Source organism: Luteitalea sp. (assembly GCF_022842525.1).
In the GTDB taxonomy this organism is placed as follows: Bacteria; Acidobacteriota; Vicinamibacteria; order Vicinamibacterales; family Vicinamibacteraceae; genus Luteitalea.
Map to the genome: position 1 here is coordinate 1 of NZ_JALHPM010000104.1, position 24,363 is coordinate 24,363.

The following is a 24,363-nucleotide window of genomic DNA, read 5'->3' on the forward strand; positions in this document are numbered from 1 at the left end:
GCGCCAGCGTGCCAGCGCGGGAGCCGGTGTGGTGGCGGCGCGCTCCGGTGCCGCCGCGCTCGCGCACCCTCGACACCGGCCGCGCGCAACGCCTGGACGTTGCCGCGCAGCGAACCGCCACGCGGACGTGCGGCGCCCCTTGCGCGTGAGCGCGACGTGACTGCGGACGCGCGGGGCGGCGGGCAGAGCCACGAGGGGAGCAGAGACGCGCGTCGCCGCGGCGCGCCAGATGCACGAATCGCCGGCCCGATCTCTCGGTGCCGGCGATAGGTGGACCGTCAGTCGGCGTCGGTCAGGACCGCCAATGTGCCGCCACGGATTCGTGTGAATCCGCGGCGGGGGACATCAGAACTGGAAGCGGAGCCCCAGCTGGATGACACGGGGCGCGTCGTAGGAACCGGCGCTCACGAACTGCATGAACGTCGGGCTGTTGATGCCCGTGTCCGGGTTCAGGTAGCGCGTGTGGTTCAGCACGTTGGACGCCTGCGCACGGAACTCCACGCGGTAGCGACCGATCGGGATGTTGCGGAACACCGAGAAGTCGAGGTTCCACTGGCCCGGTCCGCGGAAGGCATTGCGGCCCGAGTTGCCCCACTGCAGACCGGTCGGGTTGGTGAAGACCGACGTGTCGATCCACTTGACGTCGCGGCTCGGGTCGTTGATGACGCGGATGTCGCCGCTCTGGTTGGCCGTGACGGCGCCGGCGCCCGGGGCGAGCAGCGTCGGGTTGTTGCCGCCGATGGTGAAGGGCGTGCCGGAGAAGGCGGCGAAGATGCCGTTCACCTGCCAGTCCTTGACCAGGTAGGCCAGGAGGTTCGAGCTGTTGCGCATCCAGGGCAGCTCGTAGACGAACGCCATCTGCAGCACGTGCGTACGGTCGTAGCCGCCGCGCGCGTAGTTGCGCGAGCGCTGGCTCGGGATGTTCCAGGTCAGGCCTGTCCAGCCATCCTCGTCGGCCTCGTTCATGGCCTTGCTCCAGGTGTAGGCACCCTTGAGCAGCAGGCCGTTCTTGAACGGACGATTCACCGCCATCTGCAGCGAGTGGTACTTGCTGGTCGTCCAGTTGCCCCAGTCGAGGATGTTGGCGTTGCCGGCGCGGCTGAAGTACTGACGGCCCGCGTTGCCCGTACCAGGCTCCGCGTAGTTGAGGTTGATGTCGGCGTAGCCGCCGTTGGTCTGCGTGCCGACGTAAGCCACGCTCGTCACGAGGTCGAACGGCAGGCGGCGCTCCAGCGTGACGTTCCACTGGTGCAGCGTGGCGCGGTCGACATTGCCCGGGCTCGGCGTGCGCATGTCGACACCGTTCGGCAGCGGCACGGCGCCGCTGCTGAGGTCGGGCGTCGCGATGGCCGGGATGCCTTCCGCCAGCGAGCCGATGAAGTTGAAGCCGGCCGCCGAGTTGCCGAACGCGATCGTCGCCGGGTAGAAGCCGCGCAGCGGACGCGACCACGGCAGCGGATTGATCGTGACGCCGTAGCCCGTGCGGAACACGGTGTTGTCGTCGATGCGGTAGGCGGCACCGAAGCGGGGTGCCACGTAGACCGACTTGCCCTTGATGCCGACGTCGCTCGGGTTGCCGCCGCGGTCGCCGATCAGGACGTTCCAGGTCGCGAAGTCGAGCCGCTCGATGCCGCGGTCCGCACGGGTCATCGTCGGATACATCTCGAAGCGCAGGCCGCCGTTGAGGGTCAGCTTGTCGTTGACCTGCCAGCGGTCGCGGACGTAGAAGCCGTGCTGCCACTCACGCGTGGTCATCTCCTCGGCCTGCAGGCTCTTGCCGTACGACGCCGGCAGACCGAGCAGGAACCCGGCGTAGCTGTTGAAGCCGCCGATGGGCTGGTACCCGGTGGTGCCCGTGACGTTGCCGCCGAAGGTGAAGGCGCCGCGCGGACCGGAGCCAATCTCCGGCTGCCAGTGGTTCATCTGCAGGTGGTTGAAGTCGTAGCCCATGCGGACCTCGTGACGACCTGCCACCTTGGTCAGCGCCTGCGAGAACGAGTAGACCGACGTGGTGTAGAAGTACGGGTTCCACGACGACACGTTGCCGAGCGAACTCAGACCGGTGTTGATCTGCGGCTGACCGCTCTGGCGGATGTCACCGCCGTTGGTGCCCGGGATGCCCCAGATGTCGCTGCCCCAGTTGGTGCCGTAGTCGGGCGAGAGGCCCTCCTGCTCGTTGAGCGTCACGCCGAAGCTGCCGTCGAGGATGAGCGTCGGCGAGAGCGTCCAGGTGTGCCCGATGACCGGCGCGTTCACCGTGGTGGGCGCCGGCGCCCGCTCGTCGAAGCCGAGCTGGAAGCGGTCCTGCACGTCGGCGGTGAGGTACGAGATCTTGCCCCAGATCTGGTGCGCGCTCGACCGGTTCAACGAGACCTTGAGGTCGTAGTTGTGGCGGTCGAAGTTCGGCGCGCGCTGCACCACGTAGTCGTCGGCGACGCCGTTGCGGTTCAGGTCGCCGGCATTGGGCGCCGGGTACGTGTCCTGAATCAGCCTGGCGATGCTGCTGATGCGGGTGGCCGGAATGACCGCGTTCGGGAAGGCTTCGCGACCGGAGCCGTTGGCCGCGCCCGTCAGCGGATCGTAGATGCGGAAGTTCGGAAACGCCGCCAGCACTTCCCCGAAGTCGCCCTGACGCATGCGCGCCGTGGGCACCGCGAAGGTCTCCTGGAAACCGCGCTCTTCGGTGAACCGCTCGTAGGACCCGAAGTAGAACAGCCGGTTCTTCAGGATCGGGCCGCCCGCCGTGCCGCCGTAGATCGAGTTGGTGACCGGCGGCTTGTTCAGGCCGTTGGCGTTGTTGAAGAACGTGTTGGCGTTGAAGTCGTCGCGGTTGTGGAAGATGAACGCCGAGCCGCGCAGGTTGTTGGTGCCCGACTTGGTCACCACCGCGATGGCCGCGCCGCCCGCCATGCCCGTGTCGGCATCGAAGTTGTTGGTGACGATGTTGACGTTGTCGATGGTCTCGGCCGACGCCACCATGCCCGCGTGGTGCGGCAGCCAGATGTTGATGCTGGCCGCGCCGTCGATGCGCGTGCTGTTGTTGTTCGGGTTGGTGCCGTTGACGAACGTCCGCAGCGACCGCTGGGGCGTCGAGCCCTGCGAGTTCTGGAACGTCCCTGGCGTGGCGCCGGGCACCAGGTTCATGAGGGCCTGGTAGTTGCGGAACTGGTTGAGCGGAAGGTCGGTGATCTCCTTCGGCTGCAGTTCCACGCTCACGTCGGCCTTGTCGGTCTTGAGCAGCGCCGCTTCCGACGTCACGGTGACCGACTCGGTCAGGTCGCCGATCTCGAGGCTCGCGTTGACGCGGAGGATGTTGCCGGCCGTCAGGGGGATCCCCGTCTGGCTGAACGTCTTGAATCCCTGCAGCGAGGCCGAGAGGGTGTACGTCCCCGGCAGCACGTTGCGGACGGTGAACGCGCCCTCGCCGTCGCTGGTGGTTTCGAGCTTGAGGCCCGTCCCTTCATTGGTGACGGTGACGGTCACACCGGGGATGCTGGCGCCGCTGTTGTCGGTCACGGTGCCGGTGACGCTGCCATAGAGAGCCTGGGCATGGGCGATTCCGGGCAGGGCCAGGAACGCACAGGCCAGCAAGGCCAGGACGAGAACGCGGTGCAATGGTCGGAACTGCTTCACAGGTGGCCTCCAGGAAGGGAGCATCTCCATCGACTGCGCGCGAGTGGGGTTCGGGGGGCACCTGTACTAGCGACAGCCCGAGCACGCGGCACGATGGCGATTTACTGCTCTCCTGATGCGGCATAGCATGAAGCGAATTTCCAGCGAGTCAACAACAGATTTGCTTATGGAATCGTTCGGGGTGTCCCGCCGTCGCGGCTCCCACCCGCAAGGAGCTCATGTCCCACACTGAGTCGAATTCGTGCCAGCGCCCCCTGATGCGCGTCTGCGCCCTCGTTCTCGGCACCTCGCTGCTGCTCGGCGCCTCCGGCAGCCAGCCGCCAGCCGACGACGTCGAGACGCGCGCGAGGCGCAACGCCACGCAAGCGACCCGCGCGCTCGTCACCAGTCACCGTGTCATGCACGGGTGGCTGGCCCGCCGGGATGCCGTGTCGGGCCTGCTGCCCCACCGCGGCGTCTTCCTCGGCAGCACGCCCGACCCGAGCTGGGTCGTGGCCAACACCGCCGCCGACCTCTACCCGTTCATGGTGATGGCCGCCCGCCTGACCGATCCCGCGGTCTACCACGGGGCGATGCTCGACATCCTCCGCCAGGAGACGCTCCTGACCACCCGCGTCGGCCGGTTGTCGGACGACGTCAAGGGCGGCGGGCAGGGGTTCGTCCGGCCCACCCCCGACATGGACGCCATCATCTTCGGCTCCAGCGAGTACATGAAGGACGGGCTGATCCCGCTCACCGAGTTGTTCGGCGACACCCCCTGGTACTTCCGGATGCGCGGCATCGCCGACGACATCATCCGCCACGCGCCGTACGCCACCAGCCGCGGCCGGTTGCCCGCCCAGACCACGGAAATCAACGGCAACATGCTGCAGGTGCTCAGCCGGCTGTACTTCAAGACCGGCGAGCAGGCCTACCTGGATCAGGTCCTGGCCATCGCCGACTTCTACTTCCTGGACATGCTCCCGACCACCGGGGACCTGCCGGCCGACCGCTGGGACGTCACCACCAGGACGCCCCTGACCACGCGGTTCATCCTCTCCGACCATGGCAACGAGATCGTCGGCGGGTTGTCGGAGGCTTTCGTCCTGGCGATGCACGCGCGCCCGGACAAGGCGGCGCAGTATCGCCCGGCCTTCATCCGCATGATCGACAGGCTCCTCGCCGTGGGCCGCACGGCCGACGGCGTCTGGCACCACGACATCGACATCGTCACCGGACAGCCGCTGGCCAAGCGGCACGCCCACTGCTGGGGCTACATGTTCAATGGCGTCTACACGGCGTACATGGCGACCGGAGAACCACGCTTCCGCGAGGCGGTGGCGCAGGCCCTGGCCACCGTGACGCGCACCCCGACGTACCTGTTCGACGAGACACCCCCGGTCGCGTGGTGGAGCGCCGACTCGTATTCCGACGCCATCGAATCGGCGCTGGTGCTGATGAACCGGGTGCCGCAGCCGGGTCTGCCCGACCAGATCGATGCTGCCACCACGAAGATGCTCGACGTCGTCCGCCCCGACGGCATCGTCGAGGACTGGCACGGCGACGGCAACGTGATCCGGACCGCCCTGATGTACGTGATGTGGAAGACGCAGGGGGCTCGTCTCGAGCCGTGGGACCGCCGCGTCCACCTCGGCGCCGCGCGCGACGGCGAGACCGGCCCGGTGACCATGACGGTCACGGCGGACACGGCCTGGACGGGCGTGCTCCGTCTCGATCACCCCCGGCACCGCGATCACCTCCACCTGCCGCTGAACTACCCCCGCTTGAACGAGTGGCCGGAGTGGTTCACGGTGGAGCACGACCGACGCTACGAGGTGCGGGTGGACGACGCGCCGCCAGTCGCGCGACTCGGCGCCGAACTGGTGCAGGGCCTGCCGATGACGCTGCAGGCCAGACAGACGATGCGGATCCGCGTGACCGACGGCGGCGCGCCGCCCTACGGACGATGAGCCTCGACGACCTGCGCAACGACCCGGCATCGCTGTACACGCTCGCCGTCGAGCAGGCGACCGATTACGCGATCTTCCTGCTGGATGCCGAGGGTCACATCGCCACGTGGGCGGCGCCGGCGACGCGCCTGCTGGGCTGGTCGTCCGCCGAGATGATCGGCGCGCCGTTCGCGCGTCTCTTTTCGCCGGGCGATGTGGAGGCCGGTCTGCCGCACGAGGTGGTGCGGGCGGCCGCCGTCGACGGCCAGCACCGATACACGACGCAGCAGACGATGCCCGATGGCACGTCGGTGTGGATTCGTGGACGCGTGGCGCGTCTCGAGGACGATCGCGTCGTGGTCGGCTTCGTGGTCTCGTTGCAGAACGTGACCGACGTCACGCTGGAGCAGGCCCGGCATCGCGCCGAGGAGGCCGCGCTCCGGCAGCGCGCCGAGGAGTTCGAGACGCTGCTGGAGGTGGTGCCGCTGGGCATTGGCATCGCCCGCGACGTCGAGGCCAGCCACGTGCAGGTCAATCGGGCCTTCGCCGAGTTGCTGCGCATGCCCTCGCACGCCAACGCCTCCCTGTCGGCCCCCGACGGCGAACGGCCGACGCATTTCCGGGTGGTGCGCGACGGCCGCGAGTTGTCGCCCGAGGAACTGCCGCTCCAGGTGGCGGCGCGCACCGGGCAGCCGCTCCACGGCGTCGAGGTCGATGTCGTGTTCGACTCCGGTGACCGCGTGCGACTGCTGGAGCACGCCTCGCCCCTCTTCGACGCGCAGGGGGTGTGTCGCGGCAGCGTGGGCGCGTTCATCGACGTCACCGAGCGCCGGGCGTACGAGGACCAGCGCGAGCGCCTGCTCGAGGCCGAGCGCCACGCCCGGCAGGAGGCCGAGCGCATCAGCGTCATCAAGGACGAATTCCTGGCCGGGCTGTCGCACGAGATCCGTACGCCCCTCAATGCCATCCTCGGCTGGGCGCATCTGCTCCGCCTGACGCCGGCGATGCCGGAGGAGGCGCAACGGGGCCTGGAAGTCATCGAGCGCAACGCCCGCCTGCAGACGCGACTCATCGAGGATCTCCTCGATCTCAGTCGTATCGTCTCGGGCAACCTGCGTCTCGACGTGCAGCAGGTCACCCTGGCGACGGTGGTCGAGGCCGCGGTGGAGTCCATCCGCCCGACCGTCGAGACCAAGCGGTTGCGGCTGGCCACGGTGCTCGATCCGCATGCAGGCCCCGTGGCGGGCGATCCCGTGCGGCTGCAACAGGTGTTGTGGAACCTGCTGAGCAACGCCGTCAAGTTCACGGCCGCGGGCGGCCAGATCAGCGTCGTCCTCGAGCGCGTCGACTCGCACGTCGAGCTGAGCGTCTCGGATACGGGCATCGGCATCGCCGCGGAGTTCCTGCCGCATGTCTTCGATCGGTTCCGGCAGGCCGACGGCTCCACGACCCGGCGCTACGGCGGCCTGGGCGTCGGGTTGTCGATCGTCAAGCAACTGGTGGAACTGCACGGCGGGGCGGTGCGCGCCAAGAGCCCGGGCGAGCATCAGGGCGCCACGTTCATCGTGTCGCTGCCGGTCTCCGCGCTGCAGAGCCGCGCCGACGAGACGCACCCCGGGGCCGATGCCGACGCCGTCGACGGTGGCCCGCCGCCGTCCCTGTCTGGCGTCACGGTGCTGGTGGTGGAAGACGATGCCGATTCCCGCGCGCTGATCGCGACCATGCTCGGACGCTGCGGCGCGACGGTGACGACCGTGGAGTCGGCCGCCGCGGCGCTGGTGGCCGTGCAGCGCGAGGTACCCGACGTCCTGGTGAGCGACATCGGCCTGCCCGAGCAGGATGGCTACGCGCTGGTGCGGGCGGTCCGGCAGCTGCCCGACCCGGCGCGACGACTGCCGGCGCTGGCACTGACGGCCTATGCGCGATCCGAGGATCGGCGCCAGGCGCTGCTGGCCGGCTTCCAGTTGCACATGGCCAAGCCGGTGGACGCCGACGAGCTGTGCACCGCGGTGGCGAGCCTGGCGGGCCGGCTGTAACGCGCGACTCGTTTCGAAACGAGTCGTGCGCGGTCGTGGCGTGAGCGACCGCGGAGGCACACTTGGCGTGGCAGAGCCTGATGCCCTGGGTGCGCCAGGCTTTGCACGGCAAATCCTGAGGGCACCGGCCGCGCGGTACCCTATCGGCGGCCCGGTTCGCGCGGGCCTCGCCTCCAAGGCAGGGAGCGCCCGTGAGCGGCATGCACCTCGGTCCCGTCGACTACCTGATCCTCATCGTCTACTTCGCGTTCGTGCTCGGCATCGGCTGGGTGCTCAAGCGCCATCAGAAGACGAGCGACGACTTCTTCCTGTCGGGTCGATCGATCCCGGCGTGGATCGCAGGTCTGGCCTTTCTCTCGGCCAACCTCGGCGCGCAGGAGATGATCGGCATGGCGGCCTCCGGCGCCAAGTACGGCATCGCCACGAGCCACTTCTACTGGGTGGGCGCCATTCCCGCCATGGTCTTCGTCGGCGTGTTCATGATGCCGTTCTACTACGGTTCACGCGCCCGGTCCGTGCCGGAGTACCTCAAGCTCCGCTTCGACGAGAAGACGCGCGCCTTCAACGCCCTGTCGTTCGCCACGATGACGCTGTTCTCGTCGGGCATCTCGATGTATGCGCTGGCGCGCCTCTTCGAGGCCATCCTCGGCTGGGACTTCAACATCAGCATCCTCGTCTCGGCCACCATCGTCCTGGCCTACATCCTGCTCGGCGGCCTGACCTCGGCGATCTACAACGAGGTGCTGCAATTCTTCCTCATCGTGCTCGGCTTCGCGCCGCTCGTCTTCCTCGGCCTGCGCGACATCGGCGGCTGGGACGGCCTGGTCGCGCGGCTCACCGAGGTCTCGGTCTCGCGCGGCTTCGCCCCCGGCGCCTGGACGCAGTCGTGGGCCCACCTCGGCAGCCCGCAGGCCAACCCGATGGGCGTCGAGTGGTTCGGCATGGCGATGGGCCTCGGGTTCGTGCTGTCGTTCGGCTACTGGTGCACCGACTTCCTCGTCGTGCAGCGCGCGATGGCCGCCGACTCGATGGATGCCGCGCGCAAGACGCCGCTGATCGCGGCGATGCCGAAGATGCTCTTTCCGTTTCTCGTCATCCTGCCGGGCATGATCGCGATGGGATTGACGTCACAGGCGATGGGTGACGGCAGCTTCGCGCTGCCGGCCAAACCGGATGGCACGTACGACTACGACCTCGTGATCCCGATGATGCTCGGCCACTACTACCCGTCGGGCATGCTCGGGCTGGGACTGACGGCGCTGATGGCCTCCTTCATGTCGGGCATGGCCGGCAACGTGACCGCATTCAACACCGTGTTCACGTACGACCTGTACCAGACGTACGTCGCCCCAGAGGCCTCGGACGCGCACTACCTCACCGTGGGCCGCGTGACGACGGTGGTCGGCATCGGGCTGAGCGTGGCGACGGCGTATCTGGCCGCGCAGTTCAACAACATCATGGACTTCCTGCAGCTCGTATTCGCGTTCGTGAATGCGCCGCTGTTCGCCACGTTCCTGCTCGGCATGTTCTGGCGGCGCGCGACGGGGCACGGCGCGTTCCTCGGCCTGATCGGTGGCACGCTGGCAGCGGCCCTGCATCACGGGCTGACCCTGCCCGCAGGGGCCATGGCCGGCATCAAGGGCGGCTGGCTGGGCAGCCTGCACCTCTACCCGAGCGAGATGGCGCAGAACTTCTGGACGGCGATCTGGGCGTGGAGCGCGTGCTTCGTGCTGACGATCCTGATCTCGCTGCTCACCCGCCGCACGAAGGACGATGCCGCGTTGACGGGCCTGGTGTATTCGCTGACACCCAAGCCGCCGCGGGGCCATGGCTCGTGGTGGCGCACCCCCGAAGGCCTCGGGGTCGGCGTGCTGCTGCTGGCCGCCGTGTTGAATGTGCTGTTCTGGTAGGAGGCGCGCATGGGTCTCGACATCCGGTGGCCGATGGGCCTGCTGTTCCTGCTGCTCGGAGCGATTCTCGCCGGGTATGGCGTGCTGTCGGACCCGGCCATCTACGCCCGGTCACTCGGGCTGAACGTCAACCTGTGGTGGGGCGCCGTGCTGCTCGTGAGCGGCGTGGTGATGGTGGCGCTCGCGCGCCGCGCGCGCCCGTGATGGCGGAGATGGCGACGCAGGACTCGACGCTCATCGCGCCGCGACCGTGCTGATGGCACGTCGTCCTGGCGGTCTGAACCGCGCGCCGTGCGCGGCCGACGCACGGGTGGCGGACGCGAGTCGACTGATGCGAGGGACTGGTGCGAGGTGCGGACTCCCTGCACGACAAAGCCTGACCGCGTGCCGGACGGCACTTGCGCGGCCAAGCCTGAGGATCACGGGTGCGACGCTCTGCACGGCAAGGCGTGAGGGCCCCTTGATGCGTCGGCGGTCCTTCGCGCGCGCAACACCGCCCGCCCTGCCCTGCGCACCGGCGCGCGCGACTCGTTTCAAAACGAGTTGCGCAGACACCGCGCAAGTCCGCGCATGCACGCGGACCGGTATCTCGGTACGACGCGTGGCGCTCTGCCCTCTGACTGTAGCGCAATCGCGCCCGCGGTGTGCACACGTGCCTTGCCGCTGCGCGACGGCGTCGTGACACCCTGCCACCGGTACCCAGGAGTTCGCCGCCGGGCACGAGAGCGCGGCCGTCGATGGCCCGTCGCGGCAGTGGAATCACGCCGGAGGCGTGTCGTCCCAGGTGTACGTGGCCACGACCACCGTCACGTTGTCGCGCCCGCCGGCCGCCAGTGCGCGATCCACCAGCACCCGACACGCCTGCTCGGCCGACGCCGCCGCGCTCAGCACGGCCTCGATCGCCGCATCGTCCACGAGGTCACTGAGGCCGTCGCTGCACAGCAGCACACGGTCGCCACGCTCGAGCGGGAGATGCTGCACATCGACATACACGTCGTCGTTGGCGCCGCCCACGGCGTTGACGAGCACGTGCCTCGACGGCGACTGCGCGGCCTCCTCTCGCGACAGCCGCCCGCTGTCGACCAGCATCTGCACGTAGGTGTGATCGCGCGTCAGTCGCGTCAGCGCCCCGGCGCGCCACAGGTAGGCGCGCGAGTCACCCACGTGCGCGACCTGCAGCACGCGACCGAGATTGCGCGCGGCCGTGACCGTACTGCCCATGCCCCGCTGCTCCGGATCGCGACGCCCTTCGGCGACGACGGCGTCGTGGGCCTTGAGGATGCGCTGCTGCGATCGCTCGGTCGCCTGCGCGGTCGTGTGGGTGTCGAGCCGCACGATCCAGTCGGGCATCGCCAGCGCCAGGCGCACCATCTCGCGGATGGTCAGGCGGCTGGCGAGCTCGCCCGCGGCATGCCCGCCCATGCCATCGGCGACCACGAGCGCGTAGCCAGCTTCCTCGGTCCGCACCGGGACGTCGCCCGCCGGCAGGCTCGTGAGGACCGACTCGAAGTAGCGTCCGATGCGCGCGATGAGGAAGTGATCCTCGTTGTTGGCGCGCACGTGCCCCGTGTCCGAGAGTCCGAACGCGTCGACGTGCACCGGCGCGTCGAACGCCAGGGCGTCGGCGGCGGACGCATGGATGTCGATGGTCATGTCTGGCCTCGAATCGGGCTGGGTGGGCATGGCACTCCCTGGCGTGGCGATGCCGGGATGATACCGCGCCCCCTCACGTCGGCGGGGTGACGGGAAGCCCGGCGGCCTGCCATTCGTTGAAACCGCCCGCCATGTTCATCACCCCCGTGAAGCCCGCGGCATCGAGCACGCTGGCGGCAATGGCCGACCGCGTGCCGCCCTGGCAGTGCACCACCAGGGGCCGATCGCGCGGCAGGGCCTCGAGGCTTGCCGGCAGCGCGCCGAGCGGGACATGAAGCGCGTCCGGGATGTGCCCGGCTTGCCATTCGTTGTCTGACCGGACGTCGAGGATCGCGGCCTCACCGGCGTCCTGCAGTCGTGCCGCCGACCGGGCGTCGAACTGTGCGATGCGGCCGAGGGGCCCGACGTTGGCGGGCCACTGGTCGAGCACGTCGGCACCGGCGAAGCCAGCCACGCGATCGAGTCCGATCATCGCGAGGTCCCGCATCGCGTCGCTGACGCACTGCGCGCAATGGTCGTCGATGATGAGATGGACGTCGCGATCGTAGGGCACCAGCCATCCCGCCCACGTGGTGAAGGCGCGCGACAGCGGGATATTGAGGGTGCCGGGGATGTGCGCCGCGCCGAACTCGAGCGCCGACCGGGTGTCGATGACCAGTCCGCCGCCGGCCAGCACCGTGCGCAGGCGATCCAGCGACAGCCGATCCGGCGAGGTTGTGCGACGCACGTCCGGTCCCAGCTTGTTGCGCCGCTTCATCTCGGCGAAGTAGGTCGGCGGATCCGGCTGCCCGGACAGCACGCGCTCGACGAACTCGGCTTCCGACAGGGGCTTCAGCGCCCAGTTGGTGCGCCGCTCGTATCCGAGCGTGCTCTGGGGCAGGGACCCGATGCCCTTGCCACAGGCGGAGCCGGCGCCGTGACCCGGCCAGATCTGCAGGTGATCCGGATAGGCCTGCCATCCCTGCAGACTTCGATAGAGATCGTGAGCCGCCGCCTCGGCGGAACCGGCCACCCGGGCCGCCTTCTCGAGCAGGTCGGGACGCCCGACATCGCCGGCAAAGAGGAAGTCGCCGGTGACGGCCGCCACCGGCTCGCTCGTCACCGACGTGTCCGTGACGATGAAGGTGAGGTGCTCGGGCGTGTGCCCCGGCGTGTGCCAGGCCCGGATCTGCACCGAGCCGACGTCGAACGTGTCACCGTCGTGCAGCAGCGTCGCCCCGTCGCTGGCGGCGAAGGCGTACTTCCAGTCGGCGTCTCCTTCATCGGACAGGAACAGCCGCGCGCCGGTGCGCTGCGCCAGTTCGCGACTGCCCGACAGGTAGTCGGCGTGGATGTGCGTCTCGGTGACGTGCGTGATCGACAGGCTCTCGCTGGCCGCGGCCTCGAGATACGGCGCGAGGTCGCGCGTCGCATCGATGACGACCGCCTGCCCGGTGTCGGACGATCCGATCAGGTAGCTGACCTGGGCGAGCTTGGGGTCGAAGAAGCGCTTGACGACAATCATCGTGAACTCCGGATCAGGGCACGAGCGAGGCAGCGACGACCAGCACCGCCACCGCCAGGAGGAGGGCGCCGAACGCTCGGCGCAACTGCGAGGCCGGCAGCCGTGGGGCCAGCCGGGCGCCGAGGACGGCGGCGACCATCGCGACGGCAGAGAACGGCAGCACGAACGCCCACGGCACGGGCACATGGCCGGCATAGCCCGCGAGCGCGGCCGCCGCGTTGATCGCGATGACCACGAGCGAGGTGCCGACAGCCGTCGCGAACGGCACGTGCTCGAGCAGCACCAGGGCGGGCACGAACAGGAAGCCGCCGCCGATGCCGGTGAGGCCGGTGAGCAGACCGATGCCGAGTGGCGCGCCGACCTTCGTCACGGGCGAGACGGCGACGACCGACGCACGGGTCGCCTCCACGTGGACGGGTCGTGGCCGCAGCATCGACCACGAGGCCGCCAGCATGACGACGGCCAGCAGCAGTTGCTGCACGGCCCCGGGCACGAGCACGCCCAGTCGCCCACCGAGGTAGGCCGCGATCATGGCGAGCCCACCCAGCCGTGCTGCCGAGGCCAGCGCGACGTGCCCATGGCGCCAGTGCGCCGCAGCGCCTCCGAGACTCGTGAGTCCCACCACAGGCAGGCTGATGACCACGGCCTGCTTGGCGTCGAAGCCGAGGAGATAGACCAGCACCGGCACGAGCAGGATCGATCCCCCGCCCCCCAGCACGCCGAGCAGCAGCCCGAGGCCGACGGCCGCCCCGAGCGCGAGGCCGGTCATCGTGGCGCCTGCTCGAGGCGATACCCGGCGGCCTTCCACTCGGCGACGCCGAAGGGCAAGCGCTTGACGTCCCCACGCTGCCGCGTCAGCAGCCGCACCCCTTCCATCGCCGTGGTGCAGTAGCGACCGCGACAGTACACGAGCACGGGTCCCGTGCCGGGCAGGCTGGCATCGCGGCGCAGCGCATCGACGGGCATCGACACCGCCCCCGGCAGGTGCCCCGCGGCGAACTCGTCGTGTGGGCGCACGTCCAGCAGATCGATGCCGTCGCGCAACACGCCACGCAGGGCCCGAGGTGTGAGATCGGCGACGTCCTCGCCGCGAAAGGCCTCGAACGTCGCTCGCTGCTCGGCAGGCGCCACGGCCTCGCCGACCTCGCGCAGGGCCGACACGGCGGCCGACACGGCGTCATGCGCGAGCGCATAGCGGACGTGACGACCGTCGCGCGTGCTGACGACGAGGGCGGCAGTGGCGAGGACCGCCAGGTGCGCGCTGGTGTTGGCCACGCTCTCGCCGCAGGCGTCGGACAAGGCCGACACGCTCTTCGGCGCCTGGGCCAGGAGCGTGAGGATCCGCAGCCGGGCAGGGTGCCCCAGCGCCTGGCCGACGCGCGCGAACGTCCGGAGCAGGTCGGCGTGGGCGGATCCGGAGTTCGTCACATTCAAACGTTAGTTTGAATGTGACGAACATGCAAGGGGGGCCGGCGTGTCACGGCCTGCGCTCGGGTCGCACCTCCTCGCGCTCGTCGTCGTCGAGGTCACCCGCCATCGGGGTGAAGACGGCCTGACGGACGCCGGGGTAGGGGACGTCCCAGCCGCGGACCAGCCCCCAGGTGATGCGATTCAGGAGCGCCGTCGGCGCCGCATCAGGCACGTCGAACCGCATGCGCAACGTCTGCTCGGCGGCACGCCGCAGCGGCCCGCGCATGGCGGTCAGCGCCGGGTTCTGCGCAAAGAGCGACTGCGCCGGCTGCACGGCCGTGTAGGGCGTCAGGTCAGGTGTGCTCGTGAAGCTCGCCCGCATGTCGGTGGCGATGAGGTCGAAGAGCGACATCGTCGGCAGCCCGAGCATCAGCTCGATCGTCTTGACCATGCTCTGCTGCGCGTAGAAGGTCGAATCGACGTGGCCGCGCCGCGTATAGGGCGAGACCGCCAGCGCGATGGTGCGGTGACCGTCCACATGGTCGACACCGTTCTGGGCATCGTCTTCGACGACGAAGATGGCCATCTTCGGCCAGAAGGGGCTCTTCGACAGCGACTCGACGATCTGCCCCAGGGCGAGGTCGTTGTCGGCGACCATGGCCGGCGCCGTGGAGTAGTCCGGCGTGGCGCCGCGCGTGTGATCGCTCGGCAGCTGCAGCACCACCAGGTTCGGCATCGACCCGGTGCGCTGCCAGCCTTCGAGGTCCTTCAGGAAGATCTGGGCCCGCACCACGTCGGGGATCGACTGGGTGTAGGGCGGGTAGTTCTTTGCGAGCACGGCGTTGAGCGGCGCCAGTGGTGCGGTGATCGACCAGTCGCGGGTGAAGTCGTCCCCCGCCTTCCAGCGCTCGAGCAACCGCTGGCGCTGCTGGCGATCCTCTTCGGGCAGGCGTCCCGCGTACTCGCCGTAGACGCGCACGGTGCGTCCGCGTGCCAGGGCGAGGTCCCAGAGGAAGCCGGTGTTGGCGTACGCGATGGGGTCGGTGCCATCGAACGGGTAGCTCCGTCCGACGTAGCCGGGCCACAGCGCATAGCTCGTCTCGTTGGCCTGCGTGACCCACTGGTGCCCGTCGCCCGAGTTGCCGCCGGTGGCGTAGAAGTTGTCGAGCAGCACGAACTCGGTGGCCAGCTTGCGGTGGTTCGGCGTCACGTTGGCGCCGAACATGACCAGCGACGGATCGCCGTTGCCCCGCGGCAGGTCACCGAAGAGCTGATCGTACGTGCGGTTCTCCTTGATGATGTAGACGACGTGCTCGATGAGCGAGGGGTCGCCGGCCCGTCGCGGGACGGGCAGCGCCTCGGTGGCTCTCGGTGCGCCTGCCAGTGACGCGCGCGCGGTCGGGATGTGGTTGTTCTCGGCCACGGCCGTCGTGTAGCCATCGAGGGTGGCCTGGTCGGGCACGGCCACCACATGCACCGTGCCGCGATAGGTGTGCACCTGCCGCCGATGGGGCTGCTCCTGGAAGCCGGAGCCGACGCCGAGCAGCGTCGAGATCGCCAGCGTCGAGCCCGACGGGTCGATCGAAAGGTGGTTGGGATACCACGCCGTCGGGATGTACCCCTTCGCCTTCCGTGTCGACACGTCGATGACCGCCACCGCGTTCAGTCCGCCCAGTGCCGCGTAGAGCGTCTGTCCGTCGGGCGCTATCGCGAGCGCCGTGGGCGCCACACCCTTCAGATCGAGGTCGAAGGGCCGCAGGGCGATGGTGCCGCTCACCGTCGCCGCGGCGCTGTCGATGACGGAGATCGTGTCGGCATTGGCGTTGGCGACATAGAGGCGCCCTCGCGTCTCGTCCCACACCATCGCCGTCGGATGCAGCCCGACCGCCACCGAGGCGGTCACCGCCCGTGCGTCGAGATCGACGCGCGCGATGGTCCCCGTCGAGGCGATGCCCCTCGCGTCGACCACGACACGATCGGCCGTCGAGGCCAGGCCGGTCGGCAGCGTCGGATCGCCGTCCTTCGGCCACCGGCCGCCCCAGTGACTGACCCAGGCCGTCCGCCCGTCGCGGCTGATGACCGAGCCGATCGGGGCCACACCGCCGGTCTTGACGCTGCCACGTGTGGTGCCATCACGGGTGTCGACAATGGCGAGGGCGTTCTCGAACACCAGGGGCAGCACGGCGCGCTGCCCCGTGGCCGACACCGACAACGCGCCACCGAGATGTCGGCCGAGATCGGCCGACAGCATCGCGTACGGCTCCGTGCTGCCAGCGCCACCGCCGCGCCAGATCTGCACCGAGCCGCCGGGTCGATTGCTGCCGCGCGGCGATGGCGCGGTCACGCTCACCATCGGCATCTCGGCGTCGGGCTGCCGTGCGATCCCCTGCAGGGACGGCGCGCCCGCAAACTCGTGCCGGGCCTTGACGGCGTTGCCACGCCAGTCGAGGCGATACAGCTGTGGTTTGCCGGCCTTGGTCCGCCCGGTGAGGACCCACAGGTCCTCGGTGGACTTGCCGAAGGCGACTCCGAAGACGCGCCCGTCGAAGACGCTCTGGATACCGGCGGGCGTGATGCCCTGCCGCGTCGTGATCACGCCGGGATCGGTGACCCCGCGCAGCGGTTGTTGCACGGTCTGGGCCACGAGCGTCGATGCCGTGGCGCAGGTGAGGAGGGCGCCGAGCACGGCGCCCCCGCGGATGAATGGATACGTCAGGGTTCGTCTCATGTCAGAAGGTGAAGCGCGCCGCCAGCTGCATCGTGCGCGGGCCGCCGATGGTCGAGGTGATGCGTCCGGCGTTGCCGAACCCGTTGGCCGCGAACGTCGAGTTGGGGTTGGCGAAGACGGGGCTGTTGAGCGCGTTGAACACTTCCCAGCGGAGCTCGAGGCGCTGGCGCTGGAACAGCGGGAAGATGCGGCTCAGCGTCAGGTCGAGCTGCGCCTGCGAGGGTCCGCGCAGGATGTTGCGGCCGGTATCGCCCCAGGCATCGCCGGAATCGCGGAACTGCGTCACGTCGAAGTAGCGCTCCAGGCGGTCCTGCACCGGGCCGGACAACGTCGCGGCGCCTGCCGAGCCTCCCGGCACGAAGCTGACGCGCGTGCGAGCCACCTGGGCGAACACGGCGTTGGTGGTCGCTGCGCCGATGACGGTGAAGGGCGTCCCCGACTGGTACGTGAACATGCCCGACACCTGCCAGTTGCCGGTCAGCCCGTGCAACAGGGAGCCTTCCTGGCCGGCACCCGGGATGGCCGCCGTCCACGTCGTGGTCAGGCGGTGGGTCCGGTCGAAGTCGGCCAGCCCGTAGTTGTTGTCGGGGCGCGTGGGATCGTGCTCGAGCAGCGAGTTGTCCGACGACTGCACGTCCATCGACTTGCCGAACGTATAGGCAACATTGAAGGCCGAGCCCCGACCGATGCGGCCGCGCACGTTGGCCTGCAGCGCATGGTAGTTCGAGTAGCCGACGTTGGTGAGCTGCTGGAAGCCGCCGTTGCGGTTCAGGCCGAGGAACTCGGCCGGGACGAAGAAGTCGGGGTTGATGAGGCGGCCGAGGTTGTCACGGATGTCGGTGAAGCCGTTGACGGGCGTGACCCGCGGGTCCACGGGCATCGCCAGATTGACCTTGCCGAGCAGGCCGACGCCTCGCGACCCGACGTAGCGGAGATCGACCAGCAGGCGCTTGACCGGCTCGTACTGCACGCTCGCCGACCACTGGTGCGTGTACGGGGTGCGGATCAGCGGATCGATGAAGGCGTTGTTCTTGGCATTGAAGGGCGACTGGGCCGGGAACAGCGTGCCATCAGCCCGCCGCCACGCGGCAGCGCCATTGGCGTCTCTCGCGATCGAGACGTTGAGGGGAATCTGGAACGGGTTGACGTTCAGCCGCGGATACGGGTCGGCCATGTCCACGGGCGCCGGCACGTTCTGGTAGATGAAGAACGGCGCGGCACGCTGCAGGTCCACCTTGTAGCTGGCGGCAGGGCGCTCGTAGTACATGCCCCACCCGCCGCGGAACACCATCTTCGGAGCAAAGGACGGCTGCCACGCCAGCCCGACGCGCGGCGCCACGTTGTTCCAGTCGGTCTGCAGGGTGCTGTCGTTGGGCGAGACATGGACCTGCGACAGGTCGACCGGCGTGCCCGGCTCGATGAAGAGACCGAGGTCCAGCGGCGTGAAGCCGGGCTGGAAGAACGGCGCATTTCCAGGCACGTTGAAGCCGGGCTGCGCGCCGAGCTGCGCCGCCACTTCGGGCAGATAGTAGTTGCCGATGCGGCCGTTGCGCTCCGTCAGGTTGCCGAAGATGTCGTAGCGCAGGCCGACGTTGAGCGTCAGGCCGCCACCGAGGCGCCAGTCGTCCTGCAGGAACACGCCGTAGTCACTGGCGAGGAAGTCGCGCCGCGTGTCGCCCTGGTCGAGGTCGGACCCGCCGCCGGCGGCGCCGTGCCCGGTGAAGAACAGCGCCCAGTTGCCGTAGTCCAGGTCGCCGTTGGTGCGCGACATGAACTCGCCCTCCAGGTTGATGTGGCGATACTCGATCCCCGCCTGCAGGGTGTGCGCACCAGCGAGCAGCGACCACCGGCTGGAGGCGTTGAACACGCGCTGGTAGTCGAAGAAGTCCCACGCGTTGCCGATGCCGCCGGAGTTGCGCTGGGTGTTGATGTCGATGGTCGGCATCAGCGCCGCCAGCCCGCCGACGTACTCCTCGATCGGGTTGTAGATGCCCAGCGTCGAGTTGAAGATGTCTCGATGCTTCGAGATGCGCGTGTTCTGCAGGTTGAAGTAGCCCGCAGTGACCTCCTGGACCAGACGCGACCCGAAGGTATGGGTGTCGGTCAGGCCCCCCAGCCACGACGTGTTGTCGCCGAGCGTCGGTGAGGGCGAGGCGTCAGCCCAGCCGAACGCCTCGTTGATGATCTGGCCGGAGTGGACGTAGGACGCACGGAGCGCGTTGTCGGTCGAGAACCGGTGCTGCAGCGAGCCGAACAGCGAGGCGCCCTCGAACTCGGTGGGCACCACCTGCTGCAGCAGCATCTCGCGGCCGTAGGTGCCATTGCCAGGCAGGACCGGCAGGGACGCCGATGGCGAGGGGATGAGGAACTTGCCGTCGCGCTGCGTGTTGAGGATGTTGACGGCGACCGGATGGATGTCGCCCGGCTGCAGGGTCCGGAACGTGAGCGCGGCAGGATCGGTGAAGAACCTGGCGATGAGACCTGCCTGCTGCTCGGCGGGAAATGCCCGCAGTCCCCGCAGGAAGTTGGCGGCGAACGCCGGGTTGTCGGCGGCACCCGACCGCAGCCACTCGTTGGCCACCGCGGCAATCGTCTCCGGAGTGCGCACGTCGGTCAGGCCGGCAGGCAGGCCGGTGGCGGCATTGGCGTTCGAGGCATACCCCGACAGGAAGCGCTGCGACTGCGCGGCCCCGAAGAAGTAGGTGCGGCCCTTCAGCACCGGTCCGCCGAGCGTGCCCGTCGCGTCGTTGCGGCGGAACTTCGGCTTGGCCGTGCCGGCACGATTGAGGAAGAACTCGTTGGCGTTCATGTCCTCGTGCTGGAAGAAGTACGCGGCACTGCCCGCGAAGCGATCGGTGCCCGAGCGGGTCACCATGGCGAGATTGCCGCCGCCATTGCGCCCCGTGGAGGCCGACGGCAGCGCCGTCTGCACTTCCACTTCCTGGACGGCATCGAGCGGAATCCCGATGTTGTTGCCGAGACCGCCGCTGGCCGCCAGCATGTTGGTCGTGTCGATGCCGTTGACCTTGAGCGAATTGTTCGACGGTCGCGCGCCATTGACGCTCGGGTTGAGCGACTGGCCGGCATCCTCGGCCTGCGCGCCTGGCGTGGTGGCCAGGTTCATGCCGCGACCGGTGCGGTCCGGCAGCGGCGCGGACACGCCGGCCTCCGCCACGATGACGTGCGTGTAGTTGCGCGAGGCCGTCGGCAGCGCGGTCAGCGTCTCGGCACTCACCGTCGCCGACTGGGTCGATGTGTCGGTCTCGAGACGGACTTCCTGCGCCTGGACGTTGACCGTCTCGCTGAGGCGATCGACCTGCAGCATGGCCGTGACCGACGCCGTCTGGCTGGGCGCGATGTGGATGCGCTGCTCGACGCGGGCAAAGCCGGCGAGAAGAAACCGCACGATGTAGTCGCCTTCCGGCAACGCCTTCAGTGTGAAGGCGCCCTGGGCATCGGTCGTGGCGGTGGCGAGGATGCGCGCCGGGCGCGCGGCGGATGACACTTCGACGAGGACGCCGGGCAGCCGGCCGCCGCTGTCGTCGGTGGCCACCCCCTCGACCCGGGCGGATGCGTCGTTGCGGGCCAGTGCCATCGACGCCGGGGCAAGCGTCAGCAGGACTGCGAGCGCGGCCGATGAGAACCAGAGAATGCGAGTCATGTTCCTCCTCGTCACGGAAAGGGGGCTGGTGACGAACGGAGGCAGCGTGACGCGCGGCTGCGTCGGACGCGAGACCGCGGCATCAACACGATGCAACGGCGCCGCTCGACAGATTCGATACGTTTATGTTTACTTACGTCTTAGAAAGGAGTATCTGAACGGCACGGACGCGGCAGTCGAATGCCCGAGCTCGGCTCAGAACAGGCGCACATGGGCACCGACCCACGCCGTGCGGCCGGCGCCGTCGATGCCGGAGCCGTGCACGCGGTAGGGCTGGTCGAGGGTGTTCTCGATGGCACCCACCAGCTCGACGCCTGTCGCGAGTCGCCATCCGCCGCGCATCGTCAGCGTGTGCCAGGACGCCGTGCCGTTCGGATCGATGCGGTGGTCGGCCCGGTCGCCGGAGGCCAGTCGGTCCTGCCGCGCGGCGCCACGCCACACGAGCTCGGCCCAGCGGGTGCCGCTCGCCGGCCGCCACGCGAGCCCGATCAGGCCGTGCACCGGCGGAATGCGGCGCATCGGCTCCCCTCGCGTGATCTCCTGCCCGTGGGTCTGCGTCAGCCAGGCGCGCATCTGCACCGACGGCGTCAGCGCGACCTGTGCCTCGAGTTCCAGGCCGTGCACCCTGGCGCGGCCGACGTTGTCGCGCACCCAGACGTTCTGGCCCTCGTAGGTCGCCTGTCCGAGCCACGTGCCCCGCACACGTTCGATGAGGTCGCGAAGATCCATGCGATACACACTCGCCGATGCCGACCACGTCTCGGCGCGCCACTTCGCGCCGCCCTCGACCGCGAGGCTCGACTCGGGCTGCAGGGTCTGCGTCGGGGTCTCGATGCCGAAGTCGAAGCCGCCGAGGGCGCTGACGTCATCGACGTTCGGCGCACGAAATCCCTGCCAGACACTCACGAACGACCTCAGGCCATCGGTGAGGGGCACCGACACACCCGCCTGCGCGACCACCGCATCCGCGTTCAGCGTGAAGGCGCCGAAAGTCGGCGCCGAGGCGCGCACGACGTGCGAGGCGTAGCGCGCACCCGCTTCGACGTGCGCTCGGCCGATCTCCCGCTGCCCATGCGCGTACACCGCCACCGATCGGGCCGAGGCATCGTCGGCATACAGTCCCCGCAACGCCCTGGACTGCCCTGTCAGCTGATTCGTATCGGTGCGTCCGCTGTCCACCGCATCGGTGGTGACGTCGATGCCGCTGATGACCCGCCACCCGCCCACTGGGCGCCACGACGCGACGAGGCCGCCACTGCCGACGCGCACCACGTCGCGCTCGACGACCTCCACGGTACTGCCCGTGCGGCGCGATCGCCGCTCTTCCAGCACGCGCTGCACGGCGACGGTCGCGACGAGGGACTCGACGCCGGCGCGCCCGACCTGTTGTCGATAGGTGGCCGAGGCCAACGAGCGCTGCTGGGGGTCGAAGGCCCACGAGGCGAAGCCACGCTGCGCGACCTGGTCGAACCGCCCGACGTTCTCCTGCCGCGTCTGCTGAAGGCTCACGGTCAGGCGACGGCCCGGGCCTGGCGCCCAGTGTCCCTTGAGGTCCAGATCGGCCTCGTCGTACGCCGACGGTGCTCGCACGCCGAGGTTGCCGCCCGCGCGAAGGTCGCCGAACGCCCTGACCGAGACGCCGCCGCTCCACGCGAACGAGCCGTGCCCGCCTTCGAGTTCCACCCGCGCCGACTGCTCGGGTGTGCCCGTGGCGCCCTTCACCACGCTCCGGGCATCCAGAAACCAGTCGCCTCCGCGTGGCGTCGGCGTGCGCGTGATGACGTGCACGACCCCGCCCATCGCATCGGTGCCGTAGAGCACGGATCCGTTGCCCCGGATCACCTCGATCCGCTCGATCGTGGCCGGGTCGATGGTGTTCAGGTACTGGTTCGGGCCGAGCCGATAGGTGGCGTTGTTGAGACGCACGCCGTCGACGAGGATCAGGACCTGGTTGCCGACGAGGCCCCGCAGGTAGGGCGACCCGCCGCCATGGTTGGTCTTCTGCATGAAGACCCCCGCGGTCTCGGCCAGGGCGTCGGGGGTCGTGCGCGGCAGGCGTTCCTCGAGGTCGCGCCTGGTGACGACCGACACGCTGCCGGGCACCACGAACGGATCGGCCTCCTGCCGCTGCGCCGTCACCACGACGCGCTCGTCGTGACGCAGTGCCGCCGGTCCCAGCACGACCTCGACCGTCTGGCCCGCCACCAGCCGCACGCGAGCGGACGCGAGGCCATCGGCGGTGACCTCGAGAGCGCCAGCAGCGTCGACCATCGTGAACGTGCCGTCAGGGCCCGTCCGCACCTGCTGGCGGCCACTGACCACGGTGGCGTCAGCAACGGGTGCGCCCGTGTAGTCGCGCACGCGGCCACTGACCGTCTGCTGCGCCTGCGAGACACGGCCCCCCAGTACAAGGGCCAGGGCGAGGAGCAGAACCAGCCGGAGCACACGCATCGCCCGGGATACTACGCCGACCTCGCAACACCATGCCGACGCCCCTGCGACGACGACGTGTCGCCGCGAACCTTGCCCGTCCCGCGTCCCCCCGAGGTCTTCCCCCTTGTCCCTTGACCCGCCGGTGCATGATGGAGAGCGATGCCCTCCCCAGCACACCCGTCCGGCTGGCACGCCGCCAGCCTTCCGCAGGCTCAGCCACTCGACGACGTGAACCGGCAGTGGCTGGAGCACACGCATCCGTCGGGCTGGGTCAACCCGACGCCACGGGGACGCTACAACCTCGTGGTGATCGGCGGCGGCACCGCCGGCCTGGTCGCCGCCGCGGGAGCGGCTGGCCTCGGAGCCAGGGTCGCGCTGGTCGAACGCGACCTGCTCGGCGGCGATTGCCTCAACGTCGGTTGCGTCCCCTCCAAGGCGCTCATCCGGGCCGCCCGCGCGGCTGCCGACGTCCGCGATGCCGGTCGCTTCGGCGTCGACGTCCCCCCGGGCACTCGCGTCGATTTCGCGCGGGTCATGGACCGCATGCGCGATCTGCGCGCCTCGATCAGCCCACACGACTCCGCCGCCAGGTTCACGTCGCTCGGCGTCGATGTCTACTTCGGCGACGGCCGCTTCACGAGCCCGACGACGGTAGAGGTCGACGGCCGGACGCTGACGTTCAGTCGTGCCTGCATCGCCACGGGCGCGCGCGCCAGCGCCCCGCCCATCCCCGGCCTCGACGAGGTCGGGTACCTGACCAACGAGACCGTCTTCAGCCTGACCAGCCTGCCGCGGCGACTCGTCGTCATCGGCGCCGGCCCCGTCGGCTGTGAACTGGCGCAGGCGTTCGCCCGGTTCGGCAGTGAGGTCACCGTCGTCGAACGGATGGCCCACGCGCTGCCGAACGAGGACCCCGATGCCGCTGCCATCGTGGCGCGGGCACTCCTGGCCGACGGCGTCCGCCTCGAATGCGGCGCAGACGACCTGCGGGTCGCGCGGCGTGGGGACGACACGCAGGTGACCTTCGAGGTCGGTGGGCAGTCCCGCACCGTCGTCGTCGACGCGATTCTCGTCGGTGTGGGCCGCGCGCCGAACGTCGACGGACTTGGACTCGACGCGGCAGGCGTGGCGTTCGATCGCACCGGCGTCACCGTCAACGACTTCCTGCAGACCAGTACGCCGCACATCTACGCCGCCGGCGACATCGCGTCCCGCTTCAAGTTCACCCATGCGGCCGACGCCCTGGCCCGCATCGTGATCCAGAACGCGCTGTTCTTCGGCCGCAAGCGTGCCGGTGCACTGACGATGCCGTGGTGTACGTACACGGACCCAGAGGTCGCCCATGTCGGGCTGACCCCGAAGGACGCGGAGACCCGCGGCGTGGCCATCGACACCTACCGCATCGAACAGGCGAAGGGCGACCGCGCGCTGCTCGATGGCGAGACCGAGGGCTTCCTGAAGGTTCAC

Annotated in this window: 13 protein-coding genes; 5 read left to right on the forward strand and 8 right to left on the reverse strand. The window is 69.4% G+C overall.

Features of this window, described 5'->3' with window-relative positions; translation table 11 throughout:
* Positions 1 to 345 precede the first annotated feature (345 nt).
* Positions 346 to 3,633, reverse strand: coding sequence for a TonB-dependent receptor (locus Q0C41_RS19010; protein WP_291986317.1), 3,288 nt, complete (start codon positions 3,631 to 3,633; stop codon positions 346 to 348).
* 218 nt (positions 3,634 to 3,851) lie between these two features.
* Between Q0C41_RS19010 and Q0C41_RS19015 the strand changes: the two genes are divergently transcribed.
* The 4 genes from Q0C41_RS19015 (at position 3,852) to Q0C41_RS19030 (ending at position 9,711) form a co-directional block, all read left to right on the forward strand.
* Complete coding sequence (locus Q0C41_RS19015; RefSeq protein WP_291986319.1) at positions 3,852 to 5,582, forward strand: hypothetical protein; 1,731 nt, start codon at positions 3,852 to 3,854, stop codon at positions 5,580 to 5,582.
* Complete coding sequence (locus Q0C41_RS19020; protein ID WP_291986321.1) at positions 5,579 to 7,597, forward strand: ATP-binding protein; 2,019 nt, start codon at positions 5,579 to 5,581, stop codon at positions 7,595 to 7,597. Before Q0C41_RS19015 ends, Q0C41_RS19020 begins: the two co-directional genes overlap by 4 nt.
* A gap of 200 nt (positions 7,598 to 7,797) precedes the next feature.
* Positions 7,798 to 9,507: a sodium:solute symporter family protein gene (locus tag Q0C41_RS19025; protein ID WP_291986343.1), complete on the forward strand. Its 1,710-nt coding sequence runs from the start codon at positions 7,798 to 7,800 to the stop codon at positions 9,505 to 9,507.
* A gap of 9 nt (positions 9,508 to 9,516) precedes the next feature.
* Positions 9,517 to 9,711, forward strand: a complete 195-nt coding sequence (locus Q0C41_RS19030) for a hypothetical protein (RefSeq protein WP_291986323.1) — start codon at positions 9,517 to 9,519, stop codon at positions 9,709 to 9,711.
* A 555-nt stretch (positions 9,712 to 10,266) separates the two neighbouring features.
* Here the strand turns inward: Q0C41_RS19030 and Q0C41_RS19035 are convergent.
* The 7 genes from Q0C41_RS19035 to Q0C41_RS19065 all read right to left on the reverse strand — a co-directional run bounded on the left by Q0C41_RS19035 (position 10,267) and on the right by Q0C41_RS19065 (position 22,914).
* Positions 10,267 to 11,160 (reverse strand): PP2C family serine/threonine-protein phosphatase, encoded by an 894-nt coding sequence (locus tag Q0C41_RS19035; protein WP_291986325.1) that lies wholly within the window; start codon positions 11,158 to 11,160, stop codon positions 10,267 to 10,269.
* 73 nt (positions 11,161 to 11,233) lie between these two features.
* Positions 11,234 to 12,664 carry an MBL fold metallo-hydrolase gene (locus Q0C41_RS19040; RefSeq protein WP_291986327.1) on the reverse strand — a complete coding sequence of 477 codons (1,431 nt, stop codon included), beginning with the start codon at positions 12,662 to 12,664 and terminating at the stop codon, positions 11,234 to 11,236.
* A gap of 13 nt (positions 12,665 to 12,677) precedes the next feature.
* Positions 12,678 to 13,433 (reverse strand): sulfite exporter TauE/SafE family protein, encoded by a 756-nt coding sequence (locus Q0C41_RS19045; protein ID WP_291986329.1) that lies wholly within the window; start codon positions 13,431 to 13,433, stop codon positions 12,678 to 12,680.
* A complete protein-coding gene (locus Q0C41_RS19050) occupies positions 13,430 to 14,092 on the reverse strand; it encodes a metalloregulator ArsR/SmtB family transcription factor (RefSeq protein ID WP_291986332.1) in 663 nt (220 codons plus the stop codon). The genes Q0C41_RS19045 and Q0C41_RS19050 overlap by 4 nt, the downstream gene beginning before the upstream one ends.
* Before the next feature lie 49 nt (positions 14,093 to 14,141).
* On the reverse strand, positions 14,142 to 16,802 hold the full coding sequence (locus Q0C41_RS19055) for a bifunctional YncE family protein/alkaline phosphatase family protein (RefSeq protein ID WP_291986334.1): 2,661 nt from the start codon (positions 16,800 to 16,802) through the stop codon (positions 14,142 to 14,144).
* A gap of 1 nt (position 16,803) precedes the next feature.
* Positions 16,804 to 20,463: a TonB-dependent receptor gene (locus tag Q0C41_RS19060; protein ID WP_291986336.1), complete on the reverse strand. Its 3,660-nt coding sequence runs from the start codon at positions 20,461 to 20,463 to the stop codon at positions 16,804 to 16,806.
* A 195-nt stretch (positions 20,464 to 20,658) separates the two neighbouring features.
* A complete protein-coding gene (locus Q0C41_RS19065; protein ID WP_291986338.1) occupies positions 20,659 to 22,914 on the reverse strand; it encodes a TonB-dependent receptor in 2,256 nt (751 codons plus the stop codon).
* 141 nt (positions 22,915 to 23,055) lie between these two features.
* Between Q0C41_RS19065 and Q0C41_RS19070 the strand changes: the two genes are divergently transcribed.
* The coding region (locus Q0C41_RS19070; RefSeq protein WP_291986341.1) for a mercuric reductase at positions 23,056 to 24,363 on the forward strand (1,308 nt) is incomplete at its 3' end.

Bases quoted from the DNA above. Each gene is read 5' to 3' on its own strand.
- Q0C41_RS19015 (WP_291986319.1), top strand. From the start codon at position 3,852: ATGTCCCACACTGAGTCGAATTCGTGCCAGCGCCCCCTGATGCGCGTC.
- Q0C41_RS19020 (WP_291986321.1), top strand. From the start codon at position 5,579: ATGAGCCTCGACGACCTGCGCAACGACCCGGCATCGCTGTACACGCTC.
- Q0C41_RS19025 (WP_291986343.1), top strand. From the start codon at position 7,798: ATGCACCTCGGTCCCGTCGACTACCTGATCCTCATCGTCTACTTCGCG.
- Q0C41_RS19030 (WP_291986323.1), top strand. From the start codon at position 9,517: ATGGGTCTCGACATCCGGTGGCCGATGGGCCTGCTGTTCCTGCTGCTC.
- Q0C41_RS19035 (WP_291986325.1), bottom strand. From the start codon at position 11,160: ATGACCATCGACATCCATGCGTCCGCCGCCGACGCCCTGGCGTTCGAC.
- Q0C41_RS19040 (WP_291986327.1), bottom strand. From the start codon at position 12,664: ATGATTGTCGTCAAGCGCTTCTTCGACCCCAAGCTCGCCCAGGTCAGC.
- Q0C41_RS19045 (WP_291986329.1), bottom strand. From the start codon at position 13,433: ATGACCGGCCTCGCGCTCGGGGCGGCCGTCGGCCTCGGGCTGCTGCTC.
- Q0C41_RS19055 (WP_291986334.1), bottom strand. From the start codon at position 16,802: ATGAGACGAACCCTGACGTATCCATTCATCCGCGGGGGCGCCGTGCTC.
- Q0C41_RS19060 (WP_291986336.1), bottom strand. From the start codon at position 20,463: ATGACTCGCATTCTCTGGTTCTCATCGGCCGCGCTCGCAGTCCTGCTG.
- Q0C41_RS19065 (WP_291986338.1), bottom strand. From the start codon at position 22,914: ATGCGTGTGCTCCGGCTGGTTCTGCTCCTCGCCCTGGCCCTTGTACTG.